This is a genomic window from Flagellimonas flava (assembly GCF_900129665.1).
Lineage (GTDB): Bacteria > Bacteroidota > Bacteroidia > Flavobacteriales > Flavobacteriaceae > Flagellimonas > Flagellimonas flava.
In genome coordinates this window covers 802,415-824,580 of sequence record NZ_FQWL01000001.1, presented here as the reverse complement: position 1 = coordinate 824,580, position 22,166 = coordinate 802,415, and the positions used below count along the sequence as shown (strand labels likewise).

Genomic DNA, 22,166 nt, shown 5'->3' with positions numbered 1-22,166 from the left:
CCATCCTAAGATCATTTATAAACTTTGTAACTGAATTAAAGGAAGACAACATGAAACCATTACTCGTTTTAGTATCAAGCTTTGTGATTGCGATTTTTGCGGTAAGAATTCTTACCAAGGAATATGATTTTGCCTTATCGGCAAGAATAGCCATGTCAATAATGCTATGTTTTACGGCAATCGGGCATTTTGCATTTACCAAAGGGATGTCCATGATGATCCCGCAATTTATTCCATTCAAAACAAGCCTTGTCCACCTTACCGGACTCTTTGAAATCCTTTTGGCAATTGGCTTGCTTATTCCTAAGGTAAAAGTGGTGAGCGGATGGGCCTTGATCATCTTTCTGATATTGATGTTACCCGCTAATATTTATGCTGCAATACACCAGGTAAACTACCAAAAAGGAACATTTGATGGGAATGGTCTTTCCTATCTATGGTTTAGAATTCCATTGCAATTCCTGTTTATTGTTTGGGCCTATGTCAGTTCCATTCGGATGCTGTAGTTAAAAAGCTTCACTCCGGAAAGATTGTATCTTGCAGACTATCTAGCTTCTTTGTGAACAAAGAACGCTAAGTTCAGATCATGACCAAAAAAGATAGGAATGAAAAAAATAATTTTCTGGATAATTACCTTGCTGATAATTTCATGTAGCGAAAAAGTAAAACCTGAGTTCTCCTTAAATGGAACAACAAACGGGTTCGAAGATGGGACAACCATATATTTGGCAGTGGGAAACAATGTGATTGATTCCACCTCAGTTCAAAATAACTCCTTTGTCTTTAAAACGAAACTATCCAATTATCCCGCTCAAGTAATTTTAAGAACTTCGGACTTCTCACAATATCGATTTTTATGGGTGGAGGATAATCCCATGACTTTTGATGCAACCAAAACTGATTTTAGAAACGCCACGGTGTCAGGTTCAGCGCCTGAAAAATTAAGCTATAAACTCTTCCAGGAAATAGACTCCCTACCCAGACAAGAACGAACGGAAAAAGAAAAAGAATTTGTTAGGGACAACCCCAATAGTGTGGTTAGCGCATATATACTATCCGTTTATTCAAATGCTTGGGGGAAAGAAACAACTCAAGAGCTTTTCAATAAATTTTCTAAAGAAAATAAGAATTCAGGGTACGGAGAAAAAATTCAACGATATATTGAATTAAACAAAGAGCTAAAGGTTGGCGAACAGTTTGCAGATTTTGAGATGGGAAATCAAAATGATATTCCGAAAAAATTGTCAGATGTACAAGGTAAAATCATTTTGCTCGAATTTTGGGCCTCTTGGTGTGGGCCTTGTCGCAAGGAGAATCCAAATCTGGTAAAAACATATGAAGAATATAACCCGAAAGGATTTGAAATATTTGCCGTTTCGTTGGACGAAAAAAAAGAAGACTGGATTAAAGCTATTGAAAACGATGGTTTAAAATGGGAGCATGTAAGTGATTTGAAGGGACGAGCTAATGAAGCCTCACTTATTTACGGAGTTAATGGTATTCCGGACAACTTTTTGATCTCAGAGAACGGGGATATAATTGCTCGGGATTTGTATGGAGAAAAACTTAATCAAAAGTTAGCTGAACTATTGAATTAATTTCACTCCGCCTCCCACAAGATTTTAGGTAATAAATCGTTTATCTAAAACCATATTAACAATTGTAACCCGAAATCTGATGCAAGACTCAACTTGCGCAAATAGTTATAGCTAAATAAAACACCATGAAATTACTGATCAGTACCGCGGTAGCACTTCTGTGCTTTATCAAGTCTCCACAAACCGACACTACTTCTAAAATCATCTGGAACAACGATTTTGTTGGGGAATGGGTCAACGACAAGAAACAGAAAACCATGGTCTCCAAGTGCGAAATTGCTTATGAAGAAATAGGCCTGTTAGTCCAAATGTGGGGCGATTGTCAACCTACAGCCTGCAACTGGGGAGAAAAAGTGTTAGAAGAGGTTGAAGATGGAACCCAATCCTTTGACCTTATTTGGACATCGGACTTTGCAGAGAGCGCCATAACCTATGAAATGGTTGGCGAGAAGCTCAAAATGACCCATAAAAGGCGGTATACGGATAATTCGGGCAGGGAAGATATGACCTTTGTAGAATTTTTCACCAAACAATAGCGTACCGCATTCGGTTTTGATTTCCTCCGATACGACAAGATTCCCTCTCAAGGGTCAACTACCTTTGATCTATCTAAAGAAGTCAAGGCCGAATCGGTTAATTACATTTAACAAAAAGTGAGTCCAGAAGAATTTATTGCTGCCTACGAGACCGCTTTGGGAACCCAAAGTTGGAAGGCCGTTGAGCCTTTAGTGTCCGAAAATGTCGGTGTTACCTTTTCCGATGGAACGGTGCACATGGGGAAAGCCAATGTTCAAAAAGCATTTGAGAAAAATTTTCAGACCATCAAGAATGAAAAATATGGCGTTGAAAATGTTGAGTGGTTGGTAAGGAATGAAACCTATGCAGTTTATTTGTTCGAATTTTATTGGACCGGAATCATAGATGGAAAATCGGTTTCCGGAAATGGGGTTGGGACCTCCGTCTTGATAAAGGAAGGTGCCAGATGGAAATTATTGACCGAGCATTTGGGAAGAAAAAGCAGGTAACACAGTTTTTAGGCGCTACCTCCCTACTTTAAAATCATTTCACTTTGCCCATAAATGGCTGTATCTTGTTGTAAATTGGGACTATCAACTTTTGTTGGCCATTAAATACCAATAGATGAAGGTTAAAGTAGGTTTAATCCAAGACAGTCCAGTTTTCTTTGACAAGGAGAAAACTATGGACAAAGCGGAACAACTCACCAAAAAATACGCAAAGCAAGGTTGTGATCTGCTTGTTTTTCCCGAATCGTTTATACCAGGTTATCCCAGAGGCTTCTCATTTGGGGCCAAAATAGGAAGCAGGACAGACGACGGAAGAAAGCTATACTCGGAATACTATAAAAATAGCATAGACTTAGAAAGCGATGATCTTAAAAGACTTGAAAAGTTGTCAAAACAAGAAAAAGTCTATTTGGTGATCAGCGTCACAGAAAAGCAAAGCACCAACGGAAGTCTGTACTGTTCCATGCTCTACATCTCCCCTACGAATGGTCTTCTAGGGGTTCATAGAAAAATTAAGCCCACGGGTTCTGAGCGAATTGTTTGGAGCGAGGCGGATGGGGAATCCCTCGTCACCTTTAAAACGGAAATAGGTAAAATTGGTGGGCTTATATGCTGGGAAAACTATATGCCTTTGGCTCGGATGTCCATGTATAAAAAAGGGGTTGAAATCTATATTGCCCCCACGGCGGATTCAAGGGAAGGATGGACAGCGACCATGCAACATATTGCTTTGGAAGGGCGCTGTTTTGTTCTCGGCTGCAATCAATACTTTACCAAATCTATGTACCCGGACACCTACCAATCTTTGGTAACAAACGAACCGGAAAATTTATGCCCGGGAGGCAGCGTCATTGTGTCTCCTTTGGGAAAGATCATTGCGGGGCCCCTATTTGACAAAGCCGGAGTTTTGGTCGCGGAATTGGATTTAGAGGAAATCAATCGAAGCAAGCTGGATTTTGATGTCATCGGACACTACTCCAGAAATGACATTTTTAAGTTTGAGGTGGTAAACCAGCCTCCAACAAAGGAAGAAAATACCCCGGAGTAAAAAATATGGTGCATTTGGGAGTTAGTATTGTATGAAGAAAAAGTACATTTCTTACTTCGTAATCCTAATCCTTATTGGAATTGCCATGAATTATGTGGGGATTTTTGGGGTTATCATTTGGGGCATGTCCAAGCAGATTGAAATGGACAAAAGGTACGGTCTTTATCATGAGGCCAATGGTTTTACCTTGTTGGTGGAAAAATCCCTCTAAAAAAGGTACCTTGTAATTGCAAAAGAGCAATGCGCACTTAAAATAACGAATGCCATGAAAAAGTTGAAGTATTTTTTTATAACCTTTGTATTGCTCTTCATCGCCCTTGTAATTTTTGCAAAAGTCCCAGAAAAGAAGAAAGAACATAAAACAACTCATTTTCATTTTATCTATAGCCATAGTATTGACCAGTCCAGCGTTGTTAGACTTTCAGAAGTCCTGGAAAGTAGCTATTCAAGAATTGGCAAGAATCTAAAGACTATACCTTCAGAAAATATTGAAGTAAATATTTATTCCCAAAGATGGAGATATTTCCAAGCTACAGGGTATTGGAACGCTTCTGGAAATATCGAAGGAATATCCAAACTCCATTTCATGGAAAATGCCTGGTTGGATACAGAGATTTCTAAAATAGCCGTACATGAATTTGTTCACACCATAGTTCTTAAACTTCTCATAGAAAGGGAACCCGAACCGCTGGACCCTGTGCGGTTCGATGAAAAATTCCTGACCTTCCCAGTGTGGCTTTGGGAAGGGATAAGTGTTTATGAAGCAGGGCAATTTTATGCCCCAAAAACTTTGGCCTATTTCGATAATGGAAATTACCCACAGATTTCAGAACTAAACAATCGTTCCGACGGACAAAAGATATACACTTGCGGTTATACCGTAATTGAATATATCCTAGAAGCGTATGGAAGGGACAAATTACTTGAACTTGTCACCTCCTACGGAGATTTAAAAAAAGTGTTTAACCTAACCGACGAACAATTTTCCAACAATTGGTATGATTTTGTCAAGGACAGGTACAAATTAAAGTGAAGACCATCCATCTTTTTTACCCATACCCTTAAAACATCTCCGCCTTGTTTTGTTTAGTTGTATCTTGTATAACAGCATCAAAACAACACAGATCATGAGAACCTTGTCCATTGCCTTAATTGGATTTGTACTTATTCTATGTGCGTGCAAAAAAGAGCCAAAAACAGAGCCTGAAAAGGAGAAATCCGTGGGCTCGGAAATCAGTTTTTATACTCCAGACAGTATCCAAATCTTTGGAGATCTCTATGAACTGGACAGACAAGGAAAAACCATCCTGCTCTTTCATCAGGGAGGATCTAATGCCCGGGGTGAATATGCACCCATTATCCCAAAACTTATAAAAGAAGGCTACAATATTTTGGCTATCGATCAACGCGTGGGTGGGCAATTTTATGGCAGTTATAATCGTACCCTTGCCAACATTCCCACTAACGGTTTTGATGACGGTTATGGGTATTGCGATGCCTACAACAATTTAGAGACAGCTTTGGATTTTATTATGGAAGCAGGGTTTACGGGAGATAAAATTATTTGGGGGAGCAGTTATAGCGCTGCACTTGCCATACATCTGGCCCACAACAGACAGCAAGATATTAATGCCGTCTTAGCCTTTTCACCGGCATCCGGTAATGCGGTGAAAGATTGCCTTCCCAATAAATATTTTGAAACCATCAAAATACCCCTGCTGCTCCTTAGGCCTCCCCATGAAATGGAGCGCGAAAACTCTAAAGCACAGTCTGATTTGGCAAAAACACATGGGCATCAAACCTATGTGCCCAAAAGTGGCGTCCATGGTTCCTCCATGCTGGTAGCAGAGCGAGTAGGTTCGCAGGTTGATGACACCTGGAAGGTTGTGCTGTCCTTTATCAAAAAGATTTAGGCCCGGACCGGTCGCATTATTTAGGCCTTTCTTCTTAAATTTAAGAGAATTCATCGCCCGGAAGATATAATCTAACGGGACAATCCATTACATCAATATTAAATCAAAAAAAAATATTATGGCAAACTATATCGATGGCTTTGTTCTTCCTGTTCCCAAGATTTATTTGGATGAATATAGGCAAGTAGCTGAAAAGGTAGCTCAGATTTGGAAAGCGTATGGTGCAATTGCGTACTTCGAATACCTTGGCAATGATATGGTGCTGGAAGGTACTAAGTCCTTTATGGAAGTTGTAGCCGCCAAAGAAGACGAGGAAATTGTTTTTGGTTGGGTGGTTTTCCCGTCCAAAGCAGTACGCGACCTGGCCAATAGCAAGGTTCCTTTGGACCCCAGGATGACGGACTTGGTGGCACCCCTGGTAAATCCAGAAAAATTGATTTTTGATGCCAGCAGAATGGTCTATGGGGGATTTAAACCCTTGGTAAGGTCCAATGGATAGATGACCTCACCTTTTCCTGAGTATTCGCCTTACCAAGGAGTAGATGCTGTTTGTAAAACAAGAGCTCTTCGTATAAATTAGTTTAAATTGCCAGCTAAATGCGTCATTAAAACTTGCGAAACCTTACCTATATGCATAAAATCCTGCTCATTGCCTTTTTTATTGGGATTGCATGCGTCTCCTGCAAAACTTCCGAAAAGGAAATTGATCAATTGGACATTACAAAACAATACTACAAAGCTCTTGACGCTTCCAATCATATAGTTATGTCGAACTTGCTCACAGACAGCCTTCTGACAAGGGAAACCGAGTATGATTATGAACAGGTATTCACTTTGGACCAATATAAAGAGTGGGTAAAATGGGATGCCGTGTTTGAGCCCACTTATGAAGTGCTATCCATTCTAAAAGAGGATGAGATCGTAAAAGCGACGGTTTCAAAAAACGATACCAGAATTCAATTTCTTCATGGAGGGTCCATAGTGACCAATCAGGTCCTCCGTTTTAGTGAGGACAAAATCAAGAGTATTGAAACCACAAAGTATGTGGTATTTAATGATTCGCTATTTGTAAAAAACCGTGAGGAGTTCTTAAGCTGGATGGAGCAAAACCACCCAGATTTAAATAACTTTATTTATGACCAAACGGAGGCCGGAGGCATGAAGTATCTGAAGGCCATTGAGCTGTTTACAAACCGAAAATAAGGGCAAACATTGCAGAGGTTGGCGTTGTTAAATATTCTCATGTTGATTGCGGCTTTTCAGGCCATTGGACAAGGAGTCAGTGTTGACTATTTGGGCCAAAAACCTCCTGGCCTTAGGGCGGAGTTGTTCCATAGCGGTAGGCTAGTAGAACACCCAAAAGGGGAAAAACGGAGTTTTAACCTAGCTTTTTCCCCAGATGGGAAGGAACTATTTTTTTCGTATTACAAAGCCACTGAGGAGGAACCAGACCCAACCTATGAGATAAAAACGTTCAAGCGTATAAACGACAAATGGGTAGGCCCTAAAACAGCTTCATTTTCAGGCAAATATTCTGATGTGGATATCAATTTCTCGCCAGACGGAAATCATATTTTCTTTGCTTCCGAAAGACCACAACCCAATTCGGCAGGATTGGACATTTATTATTGCACAAAAACTAAAGAGGGTTGGTCTAAACCCATATATGCCGGAACGAACATCAATACAACCGAAGGAGAGGTGTACCCGAGTATTTCAAAAAAAGGAAATGTTTTCTTTCGATCATCGCGATTAAGTGGATATGGCAATGATGACATTTATAGAGCCAAATGGACAAATGGAAACTTTTGGAATGTTACGAATCTAGGTCCTAATGTGAACTCTAAATATGGAGAAAGCAACTCGGTCATCGCTCCGGACGAAAGTTACATTCTTTTTTGTACATCAAGACCAGAAACCAGAAACATTCAACAGATTTACATCTCCTTCCAGATTGGGGAAAATATTTGGACAAAGGCAGTCAGTGTGGGTCAGGAAATAAATACGGAAGCTGGAGCGGGTTCCCCCACCCTATCACCAGATGGCGAGTTTCTTTTTTTTAAAAAATCAAAGGAACCCCATAGAGGCATTTATTGGATCAGCACCAAAGTTTTCCAAAAACTAAGACCTTGATGAGTTGTTACCACCCATTTCTATAAGGTACCTATAATATCTAATCTCCGCGTAGGCCAGATCACTTTTCCTTTTCCAATTCTGTGTATTTTTACTTTTCCCTGTAACGTTCCATTCCTATATTCGTCAACACTCAAAACCAATCCATGAAAAAGTATATTTTTCTCACTTTAATTGTATGCGCGTCCTTTCGTCAAGAGCTAAAAGGGCAACAATTTGGGCAAAAAGAAATCCTGCAGGATCTAGATTATCTCTACGAGTCATTAATAGAGGCCCATTACGACGTCTATGCCTATGTGACCCCAATAGATTTTAGGTCCAACTATCAAAGGGTTAGGAATTCCATCACAAAGGATTCTTTGAGTTTATTGGAAACCACCAATGTTTTTCAAAAAGTGATTTCGGCTGTTAACAACGGCCATACGGAAATAGACTTTCCAGGCGCTTCGTATGGAGCCTACGCGCACAGCGGGGGAACGGTTTTTCCTTTGGAAATCGCCTTTGAAAACGGCAAAAGCTGGGTAAGAAAAAACTTTTCGGACCATCAGGAAATTCAAGTTGGTACGGAAATCACACATATCAATGGTGAAACCATGCAGGCTATTTTGGCTAATATTTATCCACAGGTCTCTGCCGAACGCACCTATTTTAAAAATGCCAAAATCGAGATGTATTCCTTCCCAAGGTATTACTGGCAGATATTTGGGGAACAGGACACGTTTGAAGTCGACCTTGTGTTAAATGGCACCTCCCATAAAATCATTCTCAATGCCATAAATCTCATAGAAGGCTATGAAATGAAACGCAACGAGGTATTGAACGCCACAATGACCCTAAGAATTGATGACACGGCTGCCTACCTAAACCCTGGTAATTTCTCGGGTGATGAAGCCAGGTATCAGCGCTTTATAGATTCATCTTTTGTGGAAATCAAGAAAAACCAAAGCAAGAACCTTATTGTGGATCTACGTAACAATGGAGGAGGCAATGATTCCTTTAGCGATTATTTGGTGTCCTACTTAGCGGACAAGCCCTTTAAATGGAATTCCAGTTTCACCCTCAAGACCAGTCAATTCCTGAAGGAACATACGCGAAAGAACAATGACACCACGCAAATCTTTTTTAAAGAAATATTGAGACATGATAATGGGGAAGTATACGATTACGCTTTTGATGCATACCAGCCCCAGGAAAAGGAAAAGCGATTTCATGGAAAGGTCTATGTTTTGGTAAATAGGCAATCTCACTCCCAATCTGCCGTCACCGCGGCCCAAATCCAAGATTACAACTTCGGAACCATTGTAGGGGAGGAAACGGGTGATTATCCCTCCTTGTATGCCTCCCAATTTCAGTACGCACTTCCAAATACGGGAATTCCGGTCAAAGTATCAAAAGGGCGGATAGTCAGGGTCAATGGGAGTACCAAAAGTGAGGGTGTAATCCCTGATATCGAAATCCAAGATCATTTATTGGATGAAAAGGATGAGATATTGGAAGGATTATTGGACCGATTAAATCACAATTAAAACCTTGGTTTCGACAACAATTGAAGGCCATGGACGTTCTTTACAAGGATATCGGAAACTTCATGTCATCTTGCTTTTTTCAGCTTCGATTTTTCATTAAAGGAACCAGAACGTTTACATGTAAACTGATTTACTTGGTTTGGTTATGTTGCTTTTTCCAAGGTAACGCCCAGGGTGACAGCAATGTAAAACTGAATCTAGAACCCGGTATACTGCTAAATACAAAATCCGAGAATTTAGGTTTTCTTTTCAACATTGAACCAACCATAGCTATTTCGGTAAGAAGTGTAATTGGTTTACGATTTGGTGTGGCCATAAACTCCCATCGATTTGAAAATAACAATAGCTCCCAGTTTAATTTTGATGAAGAAACCGATCATGCAGTGCTGTCCTTCGTTCCCACATACAATTACTATTTAAACGAAAACTATAACCGGCCGTACTTGGGCGTTGGGTTTGGTTACTATGTAATCTCTACCATCGATATTGCAAACCCTTCCGAAGACGTCTCTGAAGGAAGCACAAACAATCAATTCGGAGTTTTGGCCAGAGGGGGAATGGAATTTGGAAGAACCAAAATAGGACTGGAATACAATTTCATTTCAAAAGCTGAGGTCAGCATACCGAATGGGCAAATAATAGGGAAAGTCGCCAATAGTTATCTGGGGCTTTCCATTCGGTTTACCATAGGAGGCGGTAGCAGGCAAATTTAATTTTAAAATTTACTAGGGCAACCTTTTCTGGGATCAGAGCGTCTATTCTGTAGCTTCTAAACTCGCTTCATGGCCCCGATAAAAATCACAAAACCATCTACAATAATTGGTTCTGTACTATTAATTCTGATAGCCCTTTTTCATGGAAGTGGAATTGGGTATGTGACCAACCTTATGGTGAAATCCAATGCTGAACCGTTTCTAAAGGAGATTTTTCCAATCCTGTTTATTCTTCCAACATTACAATTATTGGGACTTGCCATCTTTGGTCTGTTGACTCTCGGGATGCAACATGAAGTCAAAAAAATACTGTTTCTTATTGCTATCCTCGTCATTGTCAATTCCATTTTAGCTCTGTATTTGGGGGCCATTGTCCCGAGTGTGTTGCTATTCTTTTCCTCATTTGCGTTCACGGTCGGCGGAATCAAAACAACCTAAAATATTTCCGTAAGGAAAATGGATTCCCTAATTTTACATTATACAAGAGTTTATGACCTCTACCATAATATCATATTTGGATATTGTAAAATAAGATAGTCGATTACTAGATTGACTATCACCTTTCTACTTCGGGAACCTTCCGAAGTACAACTCCTTTTTACATTTTACAAACAATTTTGATGGATGGCCCCTACCCTATGATTTAAATCATAGGTCATGCTGACCAACAAAGCAAATCATTCAATATGAAATTAAAAGATTTAGGATATAACAACGAAATCGAAAAATTAAACTTAGCAACCGGTCAAGAAGATCTTGTTGTCGGCAGAGTTATCACTGAGCATAAGGAAAGGTATATCGTCCAAACCGAACTAGGAGAATTCGAAGCTGAAATTACTGGAAACTTAAGGTACACAGCAACAAGTCGGGCAAGTTTTCCCGCGGTTGGAGACTGGGTAACCTTAATGGTATATGACGCACACAGTGCCATCATTCATAAAATCCTACCACGGTTCTCTACCTTATCAAGGAAGGCCGTAGGCCGGTTGGGGGACATACAGATTATAGCTGCAAACATTAACTATGCCCTTATTGTACAAGCGGTAGATCGAGATTTTAACCTTAACCGTTTGGAACGTTATATTACCCTATGCCACAATTCACAGATTGAACCCATAATTGTACTCAACAAGATTGATTTGGTAAACGAAGTACAACTATCTGCGATGATGGGGCACATTCAAAACCGGATGCCAGCGGTACAGCTTCTAAGCGTAAGTGCTCAAACACAACTAGGCTTGGAAGAGCTGAAGTCGCTTATTGAGCCTGGTAAAACCTATTGTCTTTTGGGGTCCTCGGGGGTGGGAAAGTCAAGTCTTGTAAACGTCCTTTCCAAAAAACAAAAAATGGAATCCAAGGCAATAAGCGAACAATCCAACCGCGGTCAGCATACCACTACCCATCGGGAGCTTTTACTATTGGATGGTGGTGGGATTCTTATAGACAACCCGGGAATGCGGGAAGTTGGTATCACTGATACTGCCCAAGGGTTGGAGAAGACTTTTGACACCTTGTTGAATTTTTCTGAAAATTGCAAATTCAAAGATTGTACCCACACTGTTGAATTAGGTTGCGCTATTATCGAGGCAGTGGAATCGGGAACTGTGGATAAATCTCTTTACGAGAACTACCTTAAGATGGAAAAAGAAAAAGCTCATTTTGAATCGTCTATCGCTGAAAAGCGTAAAAAGGATAAGGACTTTGGAAAAATGGTGAAACACTTTAAAAATCTAAAAAAGTCAAAACGATAAGTATTCTGACCATGGGAAGATTATATATTGTAGGTTGGTTATAAACTCAAACCCTAAATTAAAAATGTTGAAAATCGCATCAATATTTTTTTCACTCATTTCGGTCCAATTGGCAAGCTCACAGCAGAATTTTGAATCTGTTTTCAATGATTTCGAACGGCCTTTTAGAAAAGATATACAGATAGATTTTGAAGATTCTCTTGGGAACTCGGGATATTTGCCGGTCTCTGTCTTAAAAGGTGCTTCGGAAGGTCCTGTTTTCACCATGGTGGCCGGGGTTCATGGCTATGAATATCCCCCCATCATGGCTGTACAGGAGCTGTTAAGGGAAATTGACCTTCAGGAACTTAAGGGGACCTTAATAGTGGTCCCCATAGCGAACACTGCCTCCTTTTTTACCCGTACCCCATTCATCAATCCTCAGGATAAAGCCAACTTAAACAATGCTTTTCCCGGAAAGTCGGATGGAAGTATCACCTATAAATTGGCACACTATATTACAGAGCAAATCATTCCTGTAAGCGATGTCTTTTTGGATATTCATGGAGGCGACGCCTGTGAGGATCTTATTCCATTTGTTTGCTATTACAACAATGTCAAAAAACCAGAGCAAACTGCTTTGGCACAGCGGCTTTCCGAAACAAGTGGTTTTAACTATGTGGTTTCCTATCCCTATACCATTACTGACGAAGAACCTGCGAAATACACCTTTAAGCAGGCCGTTCAGGATGGTAAAACGGCTTTGAGCATAGAATGTGGGAAACTAGGAAATGTGCAGCAAGAGGCCGTGGAACTTATAAAAAAAGGGGTCTATAATATGCTCAGGGAAATGAAAATGTATGGTATGGGCAAAGAGTCTTCTCAGCAAGATTTTGTTTCCCTGCATCAGCAGGTCTATATCGATTCCAATGTGAATGGTATTTTCTATAGTGAATTCAAGGCCGGTGATACGGTGGAAAAGGGCGATGTCGTGGGACATACCACAAATGTATTTGGAAAAGTTCTAGAAGAATACAAAGCGCCAAAATCCGGTGTTATTTTGTACAAACTAGCCACCCCTCCTATTAATATAGACGATACAGTAATGTGCATTAGTTCTAAAGTTTTAAAAACCAATTAGTAATATCATAATTCATCACAAAAAACAATCCTTATGCTACGATTTTCAATTCTCCTGTTCACAGGACTGGCCTTGTCATGTACATCTTCTCCAAAGAAAACCACGAAAGAGACCCCATTAGCAAATCAAAAATCAATCCCATCAGAGGATAAAATACAAGTACTAAATTTTGCCACCTTTCATATGGGTGCCTCTTCGGATGCAAATACCGTGGAGTTTGATGAGGAAAACCAAAAAAACCAGCAGGATGCCAAGGCTATTGCAGAGTTAATTTCGGCATTTGAACCTACCGTAATCTGCGTGGAAGTCCCTCCCAGTAAGAATGATGAGCTTAATGAAAACTACAGAGCGTATCTTAATACTCCTGAAAAGGCATCTACCTACTATGGTGAGGTTGGCCTTGTGGCCTTCGAAGTGGGTAGGAGGAACAACATTGCCCTTCTCCACGGGATTGACCATAAAATGGAATACAACTACCGCATCAATAGTGAATTGATCAATCTTTTGGATTCCATAACCTACAATAAGTTTCAGGCCAACCCTTTAGCATCTGTACAGGACATCAACCCATTGGAAGAAGAAATTCCCCTAGTGGAAAAACTCAAAAGAATGAATCATCCGAGATTTTTGGATTTCCTGATTACGGCAAATGCTGATATTCTTACCCATGTGGGAACTGAAAATGGTTTTGAAGGAGCCGATGAAGCCGCAAAATACTATCAAAGGAATCTTAGAATCTATGCCAACCTAAACAGGATACCACTGGATTCTTCTGATCGGGTTTTTATTTTATCAGGTGGAAGTCACACCGCCTTTTTAAACGGATTTCTGAAAAGAAGTTTGAAATACGAGGTGGTGGATACCTTTGATTACTTGAAATAGGAACACCCAAAACTATTCATCGGGCATTTTAAATTTGCGAGGCGGCTTTTTTTCCATACTTCAAATCTTTCTTACTGGTTTTAAGTAACTTGAAGCTTAAATCAATAAGTTATGCCTTGGAATGGAATGTTTGTGTTAAGTCTTTGCTTGGTTTTATTTGTGCCCTTGCATGCACAGGACAAAGTACCCGAAACACTAAACCCCAAATTCATTTTCCATCCCGATAATGTGGTGCAAAACACCGAGGATTATGCTGAAATCTATTCGGTCATGGGTAAGTACTACCAAGGTGTGGAAATGGCACAACCCGACCTTCTAGATGAAGTTTTTCACGAAACCTGGTTTATGAGGGATACCGATACACCCAATACCGCCACCCTCAATATTGAAAACAAGTCAAAGTTTATAAAAAGAGTGCAAGACCATGGCCCCTACCCTGGCTATGCCAGTGATAGGGTGTTTGCCACAGTGGGTTTGGCCAATGGTAACTTGGCCTTTGTCCGCGTCAACAAAGCGCCTAGTAGAAGTGCCACAAGTTTCGTTTTATTTAAGTTAAATGGGAAATGGACCCTCATGGATAAGGTATGGGCTGATGTTAGGGAAGGCTCTCAAACAGTGCATCGTTCCCTGGCCTATACGGCAACAGAGTCCTTGCTCCACTCCTATTTTGAGGCTTTGTCAACCTATAATGTGGAAAAGGTCTCTGGAATGCTCCATATCGGTTGGGACAAAAAATACTTAAACCCAAAAGGGCAGCTCAAAACCATATCTAAAACTGAGTTCTTAAAAACAATACCCGGCCAACAGCATCAGATTGATTTCAACCAATTGTTCGCCATAGAGCTGTATCATGATAATTTGGCGGTTGCACGAGTGGATTTTCCCTCTACCAATAGTACAAGCTTCTTCACCCTTTTTAAAATAAATGGAGTTTGGAAAATTACCAGTGAGCGGAGTTCTTCGGGACACTTCCTTGACTGACCTTAACAGGAATCTTTGTAACCAGTTTTAGGTTTACTTCGTTTGTTATGGCCGCCTTAGTTTTTCTTGGATTTGCTCTGGGCAGACTAAGAAGTATCGTGACCGATGGTAAACCGAACAAACAAATTGTTCAAGGTATCGGATTTGAGCTTGCCTTGGGAGTAGCTAATCTTCTTGTTTTGTTGAGCGACCTGGCATAGAACCAATATTCATCCGTTCTATTTGGTATTTATCCAAGGATGTCACATTCCTTTGCTAACTTAGTCTTTAGGTAAACCAAGCCGTCATGAAACAGCTCCTATTAGGACTTTTTTCCTTTACACTTCTAGCTTCCTGCAAAACAAATGTCGTAAATCACGCCCAAATCGAATTTACCCGTGGGCAATGGTTTAATGGCACTTCCTTTGAAGATCGGACCGTTTGGGTTAAAGACGGGGTTCTGCGGTTTTTCGAGGGAGAGGTTCAGAGCGATACCATTATAGACCTAGGTGGCAAATTTGTGACCCCACCATTTGCCGAAGCACATAACCACAATCTAGAAAGTGACTATAAGCTGGAAGAACGTATCAAATCCTATCTGGACAATGGCGTATTCTACGTAAAACTTCTTTCTTCCATAAAGAAAAGGATAGATCCTTTGATGCACCATTATAATAAGCCTACCGGAATTGATATTAACATGGCCCATGCCCCCCTGACCGGTTCGGGTGGCCATCCGATTGCCTTAAGAAAACGTTTTTTGGAGTACGGACACTTTGACGGGCTCTTCAACACCTTAAAGGAAATTGAATCGCATGGTTACCATATTATTGATACCAAGGAGGATTTGGAGTACAAATGGGAAGAAATTGTGTCATTTAAGCCCGATTTCATCAAAATCAACCTCCTCTATTCCGAAGAATACCTTACCAGAAAAAATGATACGGCCTATTTTGGCAAAAAAGGCTTGGACCCAAGTTTGGTGCCTGACATTGTAAAGAAAGCCCATGACCACAATTTACGGGTAAGCGCACACGTAGCCACGGCCCACGATTTTCATGTGGCGGTGGCGGCCGGAGTGGATGAAATTGCTCATCTTCCAGAGATTCATAACGGAAAGCCTATTGATTTGGAAGATGCCAAACTAGCGTTCCAAAAAGGAGTTGTTGTGGTTACTACGGCATCCTTGGTAACCAAAAACAAGGAAAAACCCAATTATGGGGCCTTGTTGGGCAATGTCCGTTCCAACTTGGAAATCCTAAAAAATGAAGGGGTAACCATGGCCATTGGCTCGGATATGTACAACGATAATTCAGTGGATGAATTCCAGCTGCTGCATAGTTTAGACCTGTTCACAAATCTGGAGTTGCTTAAAATGTGGTGTGAAAATTCGGCCACCACTACCCTTCCCTATAGAAAAGTTGGTTTTTTGAAAGATGGTTTTGAGGCCAGTTTTTTGGTGTTGGACCAAAATCCGTTGGAGGATATCAAAAACATAAACCAAACCATAACCTTAAGAGTAAAGCAAGGAGTTATTTTGGAATAAAGGAGACCATCTGTGCAAAGTGGGCCTGTTCAATGTTTTGATGATTAAGGTCATTACATTATTCTCATTAAATTTAGTCCCGCAGACGCTACTCGAAAATCATGCCCGTTCAGTACATCGCTCAACATAGTAGATTAAAAGAAAAGGATAAGCTTGAAATAGCCAGCTATTTTAAAGCATTGGATTTCAGTAATGGGGACCTTTTATTAAAAGAAGGTGCCTACACCAAACAACTGTTTTTTATACAAAAGGGGTTTGTACGCTCTTTCTATCGCTTGGAAAACGGAACGGAAAAGACACATTGGATTTACACAGACGATGATTTTGTTACATCATGGTACAGCTTTTTCACCTTGGAACCGAGCTTTGAAAGTTTACAGGTATTGGGTGACACAAGCGTATACTCCATCTCCATAGCTGACTACAAAAAACTATACAAACGAAATGAACCCTTTCGTGCGTTCATGAATGAATACTATCAGCAGGTTATCGCTGAAATGGACTACCTATCCAAGACTTTCATGCATATGTCCGCTAAGGAAAAGTACCTGTTCTTGCTGAAAACCAGTCCCAAGTTGGTCAGGGAAATAAAACTGGGCTATTTGGCCTCTTTACTTGATATCAGCCAGGAAACCTTAAGCCGGGTAAGACGACAAGTCTAGCTTTTTTTGATTTAGGTCAAAAAAATAACCATCCTCCTTTTTGAATTTTGCCCCATATAATTTGATATATGGAAGACATTGTACTTAAAATGGAGCAAAACATAGAATGGGTGCTTTTTGGCATCTTTGCCTTCTCTATGACCTTGGCCATTGTGGAATTCTTTTATGAACTCTACAAAAAGAAGATCAATAAATGGCGCTTGGGCGAAATGTGGGCCAGCTTTTCAGTCTTTATCGTGGCCCAATTTTTTGAGAAAATTGGCACGCTCATATTTGCTGGGTCATTTATTGTAGTTGCCAAATTTGTCCCCTGGGAAATTCCCGTAAACATTTGGACCACTTTGTTATGCCTTCTTTTTGTGGATTTCCTGTATTATGTGGAGCATGTCATTGAGCACAAAGTCCGCATTTTATGGTCGTATCACAGCATTCACCATAGTTCTCCAATTTATAACTACACCACAGCCCTCCGGGTCTCGTTTATAGACAATCTAATTACATGGGTGTTTTATCTACCTGCCATTGTTCTGGGTTTTAATCCGTATATCGTATTGCTAGTCTTCCTTTTGGTGTTGTCGTATCAGTTCTGGTTACATACGGAAATCATTGGCAAACTGGGTTGGTTCGAAAAAATCTTCATGACGCCCTCGCAACACCGTGTACATCATGGTTCAGATTCAATTTATCTGGACAAAAATTTTGGAGCCTTGCTTAGTATTTGGGACAGGATGTTTGGAACATATCAGGAAGAAAAGCATACCCCCAATTATGGTCTGACCAAGCAAATAAATACTATAAATCCCATTAAGGTGCACCTACATGAATACATCAATATTTATAAGGATGTAAAAGACGCCCAAAATCTAAAAGAAGTCTGGGGATATTTGGTCAATGGACCCGATTGGAAACCAAAAAGAGACCTAGATTCCAATCCCAATGAGTCCTAGAAAACTGTTCTATCAATACAAATGGCGTTTTACCTTGACCTACATATGCATTTTAGGGGAAGCGGCCCTCCTGCTTTTGTTCCCATGGTTCATAGGAAATGCCATTGACGATGTGCTAAGTGGCCATTTCAAAGGAGCATTTAATTTAGGCTTTCTGGGAATATTGTTACTTGTTGTAGGCGTTGTAAGACGAGTGTTTGATTCCCGATTTTATGCGGAGGTCTACAGGGAAGCTGGCGTCACGGCCATGGTACAGATTCAGGGTGAAAAAGTTTCGGTTAAAACGGCGCGACTTCACATGCTCGCTGAGCTTGTGGAATTCTTGGAAAATACCCTGCCAGAACTGATCAATACCCTTATTGGATTAGTGGGTGTGATGTGTATTCTCCTCTTGTTGAATCAAAAAGTCTTTTGGGGAGGTGTGCTAGTAACCGGGATGGTGGTGGTCATCTATGCGTTGAGCAGTAAAAAGACCATATTCTTCAATGAACAGGCCAACGATGAACTCGAACGGCAAGTAGAAGTAATCTCGCAAAAGAATACCGTTAAACTGGGAGAGCATCTAAAGAGAATGATGCGCTGGAACATCAAACTATCCGATTTGGAGGCACTGAACTTCTCCCTATCCTGGATTGTTGCCTTAGCTTTTTTAGTTCTTTCCATTATTGTTGGTGTAGGGGACGGAATTGATACCTACGGAGCCCTCTTCGCATTGGTAATGTATGTGTTCCAATACATCGAAAGTGTTTTACAGCTTCCTGTGTTTTACCAAAATTGGTTACGGCTTCATGAGATTTTAGCCCGGTTAAGACAGGGGGGGCATAACGGTAGTTAGTCCAGAATCATGTCCCTTAGGGTTTCATCCTTTTGCGCCTTATCTTTGTACTGTGGAAGAAGGTAAAAAAATCATCTTGTTCGATGGGGTTTGTAACCTCTGCAATGGAGCAATCCAATTTATCATTAAACGGGATAAAAAGGATAGCTTTCGCTATGCGGCTCTTCAAAGTGACACAGGTTTGCGTTTAGTGTCAGAACGGGGAATAGACACAACCAAGGTGGATTCCTTTATTCTCATAGAACCAGGGGTAGCGTACTTTGTAAAGTCTGATGCAGCTTTACGGATTGGTCAGCAGTTTGGGGGGCTTTGGAAGGCCCTTACAATCTTCACATGGATTCCCAGAACCTTCCGTAACGCTATTTATGACCTAGTAGCCAAAAATCGCTACAAATGGTTTGGACGCAAGGATTCCTGTATGATTCCTACCCCAGAATTGCAAGCCAAGTTTTTAGGGTGACCCTAAAAATCAATCCTACCTATTTGAGGTTGTTCAGGATAAAATCCAAGGTCTTGTTAGTATTCAACTTTTGCGAGAAAGAAAGGCTTTGGTGCGTAATGGGCTGGGCAAGTCCAAGACTGCGGAGATAGCGTATAATTTCTTCGTCTTCCAAAGCGACTTTTCCAGATAAGAGCACATCCAAACTTTCCTCTTTTTGGTACCGCTTATAGATTTTACGAAGCCCACTTAGGTACAAACGGTCTTTGGTAAATCCACCTCCCCTGTGCGCCCGTAGGGTAATGGCAAAGGCTTCGTCTTTGTTTAATTTGTATTGCCCGTGGATCAAATCAAAGGTATCTGCAAAGGAATACCCCTTGATTAAACTATCCGCCGCCAACACGCGATACGAAAGTTCCTTCAACCGTTTTAAAGTCAGTGCCCCTCCCATGTATTCACTAAAAACGGCCAGACCTTCCTGGGTTTCCACATTCTTCGGCAAACCATTGGAAAAAATCTTTAGCGGTTGCAATAGGCCGTTGAAAGTGGTGACCAAATGGATTCCAATCTCATGGTTGGCAAGCGTAAGCAATTGGTTTTTACTGAACTTAATGTTCCTGCGGATCAACAGCGACTGGGAGCTGTTACTTACCATCGCCTCGGCAGCGATATGAGTAGAATATTTGATGTTCAGCGGGAAACTATACCGCTGGGAAAAATCCTCAAAATAGGCCCGCGCTTCCTCTGGGGAAAACACTTTTTCCATATCTGAAGAAAGTGGCTCATCCTCAAAATGAAGAATATATCTCGCATTTTGAACGTCCCGCTCAGTAGGTGTTCCATAAACTCTTAAGGAATTGTAGTAGAAGTTCTTTTGTTTTCCAATGGTTTCAATGCACTGGATCATATTGGAATAATGATAGATGACCCGCTGGTATAATTGACGGATTTGATCATCTTGGATACGCTCCAAACGCTGGGAAAAAAATAGCCGATGCAGTTTGTATGGATCAAACTTGAGCTTGGGATACTTAAAATTGGGCTCAGCGGTGAACTTAGAAGCATAAAACCGCTGCTTTTCCTTTTCGATGTTCAAAGGGTTGATGTAGCCCAACAGTTCAATGCGACGCACCAAACGGTCCAAGTTGGCATCAATCTCAAAAAGGTGACCGTATTCTTGCTGTAATTCTTTTGTTTCTTGGGCTCCGATCATTTGTTTGCTGCTTCAAATTCTTTCACCATTTCCGGAATCAAGGTTTTCAGCTGCTGTTCAACAGCTTGTACTACCTCGGGAAATATGACTCCCGTAAGTTCGTCGCAATATACTTTGGAAATTTCCGTGGCCAAAACCAAAGTGTTATTAAAATTCTTTGTGATGTATTTCAAAAAATGTCCGTTCCCCTGGAAGGTGTCATTGACTTTGGAAGTGGTTTTTATCCCATTTGGAAGCGCTATGCATTCCAATTTTGATCTCCAGCTTTCCACTAATGCCCCATACCGTTCATTATCAATATTTGATGTGCCCAAATTCCAAACCGGCACCTCCCGGTCCCAGCGTTTCCAATTATAACTGTGCATATCGAATACAATTACATCTCGGAAATCGGTCTCAAGTTTATGTATCAATGCGTTTACCACCTTGTAAAAATTGGCGTGTTTGGCTAGACTATGTTCTTTTTCCTCCTCAACCAAAGGTTTCTTCCAGAGTTGCTTTCCCCAGGCCGTATCAAAAATAGCCGTATCTGGGGGACGGTTAAGATCGTATTCAAAGCGGCTGTCACAACCGGCGATTACAATCGGAAAACCTTGGACCATCTGTTTGGTACAAGGATCTTCTTCATACCACCGCTCATACTCGGTATGCAGGCAATTGTCCCAAAGGGATTTCCGAAATTGATGTCCATCATGAACTGCCCCACAAACAAAAGGCACATATGTATCAATTTTCACAGTAAAGGAGTAATCTTTGGAAACGGCTTCAAAGCACGCACCTTCCCCTATCAAGGCAATGATATTTTCTATGGAAAGTTTACGCATTCTCTACTTCGCTCCGCAATCTGGACCTTCTATCAAAAGCCTGAAGTTTATCAATCACCTTACTCTCCACAAAATCAATGACCTTGCATTGAATCTTGGTTTTGTAGACTTTGTTCATATAGGTTATTCCCCCTGGAGACATGACGTTCACTTCCACCAATTTCCCACCTATCACATCAATACCTACAAAATACAAACCGTCATTAACCAACTTGGGGCCTATTTGCTTGCAAAGGGCCTTTTCTTCTTTGGTGAGGGAATGTTTGGCAACGGACCCCCCTGCCGAAACGTTGGAACGATGATCATCTGAACCAGGAACACGCCTCATGGCACCAATGGGTTCCCCGTTCAAAATTAAGATTCGCACATCACCCTGGTCCGCACCTTCAATATACTCCTGAAGAATTACATAGTTGGAGCTACCATCTGAATTGGTCACGTAAAAATCCAAAAGGGATTTGATGTTGGACATGGCGGATTTTTCAATTAGGATGACACCAGAACCACCAAAACCATTCAAGGGCTTCAGAATCATCTTGTCCGCTGTAGATTCCTTAATTTGTTGAACCAAATATCTTTTGTTCTTGGAAACATGCGTTGCTGGGATGATATTGCTATGGCTATCCCCAAAAGCAGCAGTATACAGCTTATTGTTAGCTTCACGAAGGCCTTGTAAAGAGTTCATGATAAAAACGTCATCCTTAACCGAATCCAAAAAATTGAGCATCAGTGGATCCAGTGGAGGATTGGCTCGCATGAATATCACGTCAAATCCTGCCAAGGGAAGCATTTCTTCACGTATAGAAGCCTGTTTGTAAAAGGTTTTTAAGCTACTGGACACTTTTTCCATCCTGTTGATAACGGTACAAAAAGCACTGGTAACACTATTTCTAATAGTCAGGTTTGCGGGAGTGCATAGTGCCACTCCATGTCCACGTTTTACACATTCATGAATAAGTGCCAAACTGGTGTCATTTTCCGGTTGTATCTCATCCCATGGATACATTAAAAAACAAATATTCATAACGTTC

General features: G+C 40.8%; 27 protein-coding genes. 24 read left to right on the top strand and 3 right to left on the bottom strand.

Features of this window, described 5'->3' with window-relative positions; translation table 11 throughout:
• The first annotated feature begins 50 nt into the window (after positions 1-50).
• From BUC10_RS03775 to BUC10_RS03660, 24 genes are all read left to right on the top strand, one after another.
• Positions 51-506, top strand: a complete 456-nt coding sequence (locus tag BUC10_RS03775) for a DoxX family protein (protein WP_073176546.1) — start codon at positions 51-53, stop codon at positions 504-506.
• A gap of 99 nt (positions 507-605) precedes the next feature.
• On the top strand, positions 606-1,598 hold the full coding sequence (locus BUC10_RS03770) for a TlpA disulfide reductase family protein (RefSeq protein WP_073176545.1): 993 nt from the start codon (positions 606-608) through the stop codon (positions 1,596-1,598).
• Between the two features lie 125 nt (positions 1,599-1,723).
• Entirely contained in the window at positions 1,724-2,134 is a 411-nt protein-coding gene (locus BUC10_RS03765; protein ID WP_073176544.1) for a hypothetical protein, read from the top strand.
• A 117-nt stretch (positions 2,135-2,251) separates the two neighbouring features.
• Positions 2,252-2,623 (top strand): YybH family protein, encoded by a 372-nt coding sequence (locus BUC10_RS03760; protein ID WP_073176543.1) that lies wholly within the window; start codon positions 2,252-2,254, stop codon positions 2,621-2,623.
• A gap of 115 nt (positions 2,624-2,738) precedes the next feature.
• Positions 2,739-3,671, top strand: coding sequence for a carbon-nitrogen hydrolase family protein (locus BUC10_RS03755; protein WP_073176542.1), 933 nt, complete (start codon positions 2,739-2,741; stop codon positions 3,669-3,671).
• A gap of 31 nt (positions 3,672-3,702) precedes the next feature.
• The gene (locus BUC10_RS03750) at positions 3,703-3,882 is read left to right on the top strand and encodes a hypothetical protein (RefSeq protein WP_073176541.1); all 180 of its coding nucleotides are present in this window, start codon (positions 3,703-3,705) and stop codon (positions 3,880-3,882) included.
• Positions 3,883-3,936: 54 nt separating this feature from the next.
• The gene (locus tag BUC10_RS03745; protein WP_073176540.1) at positions 3,937-4,704 is read left to right on the top strand and encodes a hypothetical protein; all 768 of its coding nucleotides are present in this window, start codon (positions 3,937-3,939) and stop codon (positions 4,702-4,704) included.
• Positions 4,705-4,798: 94 nt separating this feature from the next.
• Complete coding sequence (locus BUC10_RS03740; RefSeq protein WP_073176539.1) at positions 4,799-5,584, top strand: alpha/beta hydrolase; 786 nt, start codon at positions 4,799-4,801, stop codon at positions 5,582-5,584.
• Positions 5,585-5,702: 118 nt separating this feature from the next.
• Entirely contained in the window at positions 5,703-6,083 is a 381-nt protein-coding gene (locus BUC10_RS03735; RefSeq protein WP_073176538.1) for a DUF1428 domain-containing protein, read from the top strand.
• Between the two features lie 131 nt (positions 6,084-6,214).
• Positions 6,215-6,787, top strand: a complete 573-nt coding sequence (locus BUC10_RS03730; RefSeq protein ID WP_073176537.1) for a hypothetical protein — start codon at positions 6,215-6,217, stop codon at positions 6,785-6,787.
• Between the two features lie 39 nt (positions 6,788-6,826).
• The gene (locus BUC10_RS03725) at positions 6,827-7,717 is read left to right on the top strand and encodes a TolB family protein (protein WP_073176536.1); all 891 of its coding nucleotides are present in this window, start codon (positions 6,827-6,829) and stop codon (positions 7,715-7,717) included.
• 146 nt (positions 7,718-7,863) lie between these two features.
• Positions 7,864-9,243 carry a S41 family peptidase gene (locus tag BUC10_RS03720; RefSeq protein ID WP_073176535.1) on the top strand — a complete coding sequence of 460 codons (1,380 nt, stop codon included), beginning with the start codon at positions 7,864-7,866 and terminating at the stop codon, positions 9,241-9,243.
• Positions 9,244-9,272: 29 nt separating this feature from the next.
• Positions 9,273-9,956: a hypothetical protein gene (locus BUC10_RS03715; RefSeq protein ID WP_073176534.1), complete on the top strand. Its 684-nt coding sequence runs from the start codon at positions 9,273-9,275 to the stop codon at positions 9,954-9,956.
• A gap of 69 nt (positions 9,957-10,025) precedes the next feature.
• Entirely contained in the window at positions 10,026-10,394 is a 369-nt protein-coding gene (locus BUC10_RS03710) for a hypothetical protein (RefSeq protein ID WP_073176533.1), read from the top strand.
• Positions 10,395-10,642: 248 nt separating this feature from the next.
• Entirely contained in the window at positions 10,643-11,707 is a 1,065-nt protein-coding gene (rsgA, locus tag BUC10_RS03705; RefSeq protein WP_073176532.1) for a ribosome small subunit-dependent GTPase A, read from the top strand.
• Between the two features lie 64 nt (positions 11,708-11,771).
• Positions 11,772-12,827: a succinylglutamate desuccinylase/aspartoacylase family protein gene (locus tag BUC10_RS03700; protein WP_073176531.1), complete on the top strand. Its 1,056-nt coding sequence runs from the start codon at positions 11,772-11,774 to the stop codon at positions 12,825-12,827.
• A gap of 33 nt (positions 12,828-12,860) precedes the next feature.
• Positions 12,861-13,709 carry a DUF5694 domain-containing protein gene (locus BUC10_RS03695; RefSeq protein ID WP_116465736.1) on the top strand — a complete coding sequence of 283 codons (849 nt, stop codon included), beginning with the start codon at positions 12,861-12,863 and terminating at the stop codon, positions 13,707-13,709.
• A 111-nt stretch (positions 13,710-13,820) separates the two neighbouring features.
• Positions 13,821-14,690, top strand: a complete 870-nt coding sequence (locus BUC10_RS03690; RefSeq protein WP_073176530.1) for a nuclear transport factor 2 family protein — start codon at positions 13,821-13,823, stop codon at positions 14,688-14,690.
• Positions 14,687-14,890 carry a DUF4345 family protein gene (locus BUC10_RS03685; protein WP_313785461.1) on the top strand — a complete coding sequence of 68 codons (204 nt, stop codon included), beginning with the start codon at positions 14,687-14,689 and terminating at the stop codon, positions 14,888-14,890. The genes BUC10_RS03690 and BUC10_RS03685 overlap by 4 nt, the downstream gene beginning before the upstream one ends.
• Before the next feature lie 86 nt (positions 14,891-14,976).
• Complete coding sequence (locus tag BUC10_RS03680; RefSeq protein WP_073176529.1) at positions 14,977-16,215, top strand: amidohydrolase family protein; 1,239 nt, start codon at positions 14,977-14,979, stop codon at positions 16,213-16,215.
• Between the two features lie 101 nt (positions 16,216-16,316).
• On the top strand, positions 16,317-16,877 hold the full coding sequence (locus tag BUC10_RS03675; protein ID WP_073176528.1) for a Crp/Fnr family transcriptional regulator: 561 nt from the start codon (positions 16,317-16,319) through the stop codon (positions 16,875-16,877).
• 68 nt (positions 16,878-16,945) lie between these two features.
• Positions 16,946-17,824 carry a sterol desaturase family protein gene (locus tag BUC10_RS03670; protein ID WP_084732521.1) on the top strand — a complete coding sequence of 293 codons (879 nt, stop codon included), beginning with the start codon at positions 16,946-16,948 and terminating at the stop codon, positions 17,822-17,824.
• Positions 17,814-18,659, top strand: a complete 846-nt coding sequence (locus BUC10_RS03665) for an ABC transporter six-transmembrane domain-containing protein (RefSeq protein ID WP_073176527.1) — start codon at positions 17,814-17,816, stop codon at positions 18,657-18,659. The genes BUC10_RS03670 and BUC10_RS03665 overlap by 11 nt, the downstream gene beginning before the upstream one ends.
• A gap of 52 nt (positions 18,660-18,711) precedes the next feature.
• On the top strand, positions 18,712-19,119 hold the full coding sequence (locus BUC10_RS03660; protein WP_073176526.1) for a thiol-disulfide oxidoreductase DCC family protein: 408 nt from the start codon (positions 18,712-18,714) through the stop codon (positions 19,117-19,119).
• 19 nt (positions 19,120-19,138) lie between these two features.
• On the opposite strand, the gene BUC10_RS03655 is transcribed toward BUC10_RS03660, so the two are convergent.
• The 3 genes from BUC10_RS03655 to gshB are packed head-to-tail and all read right to left on the bottom strand — an operon-like array spanning position 19,139 to position 22,159.
• Positions 19,139-20,311, bottom strand: coding sequence for a flavohemoglobin expression-modulating QEGLA motif protein (locus BUC10_RS03655; RefSeq protein WP_073176525.1), 1,173 nt, complete (start codon positions 20,309-20,311; stop codon positions 19,139-19,141).
• Positions 20,308-21,135, bottom strand: coding sequence for an N-formylglutamate amidohydrolase (locus BUC10_RS03650; protein WP_073176524.1), 828 nt, complete (start codon positions 21,133-21,135; stop codon positions 20,308-20,310). The genes BUC10_RS03655 and BUC10_RS03650 overlap by 4 nt, the downstream gene beginning before the upstream one ends.
• Positions 21,128-22,159, bottom strand: coding sequence for a glutathione synthase (gene gshB / locus BUC10_RS03645; RefSeq protein WP_073176523.1), 1,032 nt, complete (start codon positions 22,157-22,159; stop codon positions 21,128-21,130). The genes BUC10_RS03650 and gshB overlap by 8 nt, the downstream gene beginning before the upstream one ends.
• Positions 22,160-22,166: the final 7 nt, after the last annotated feature.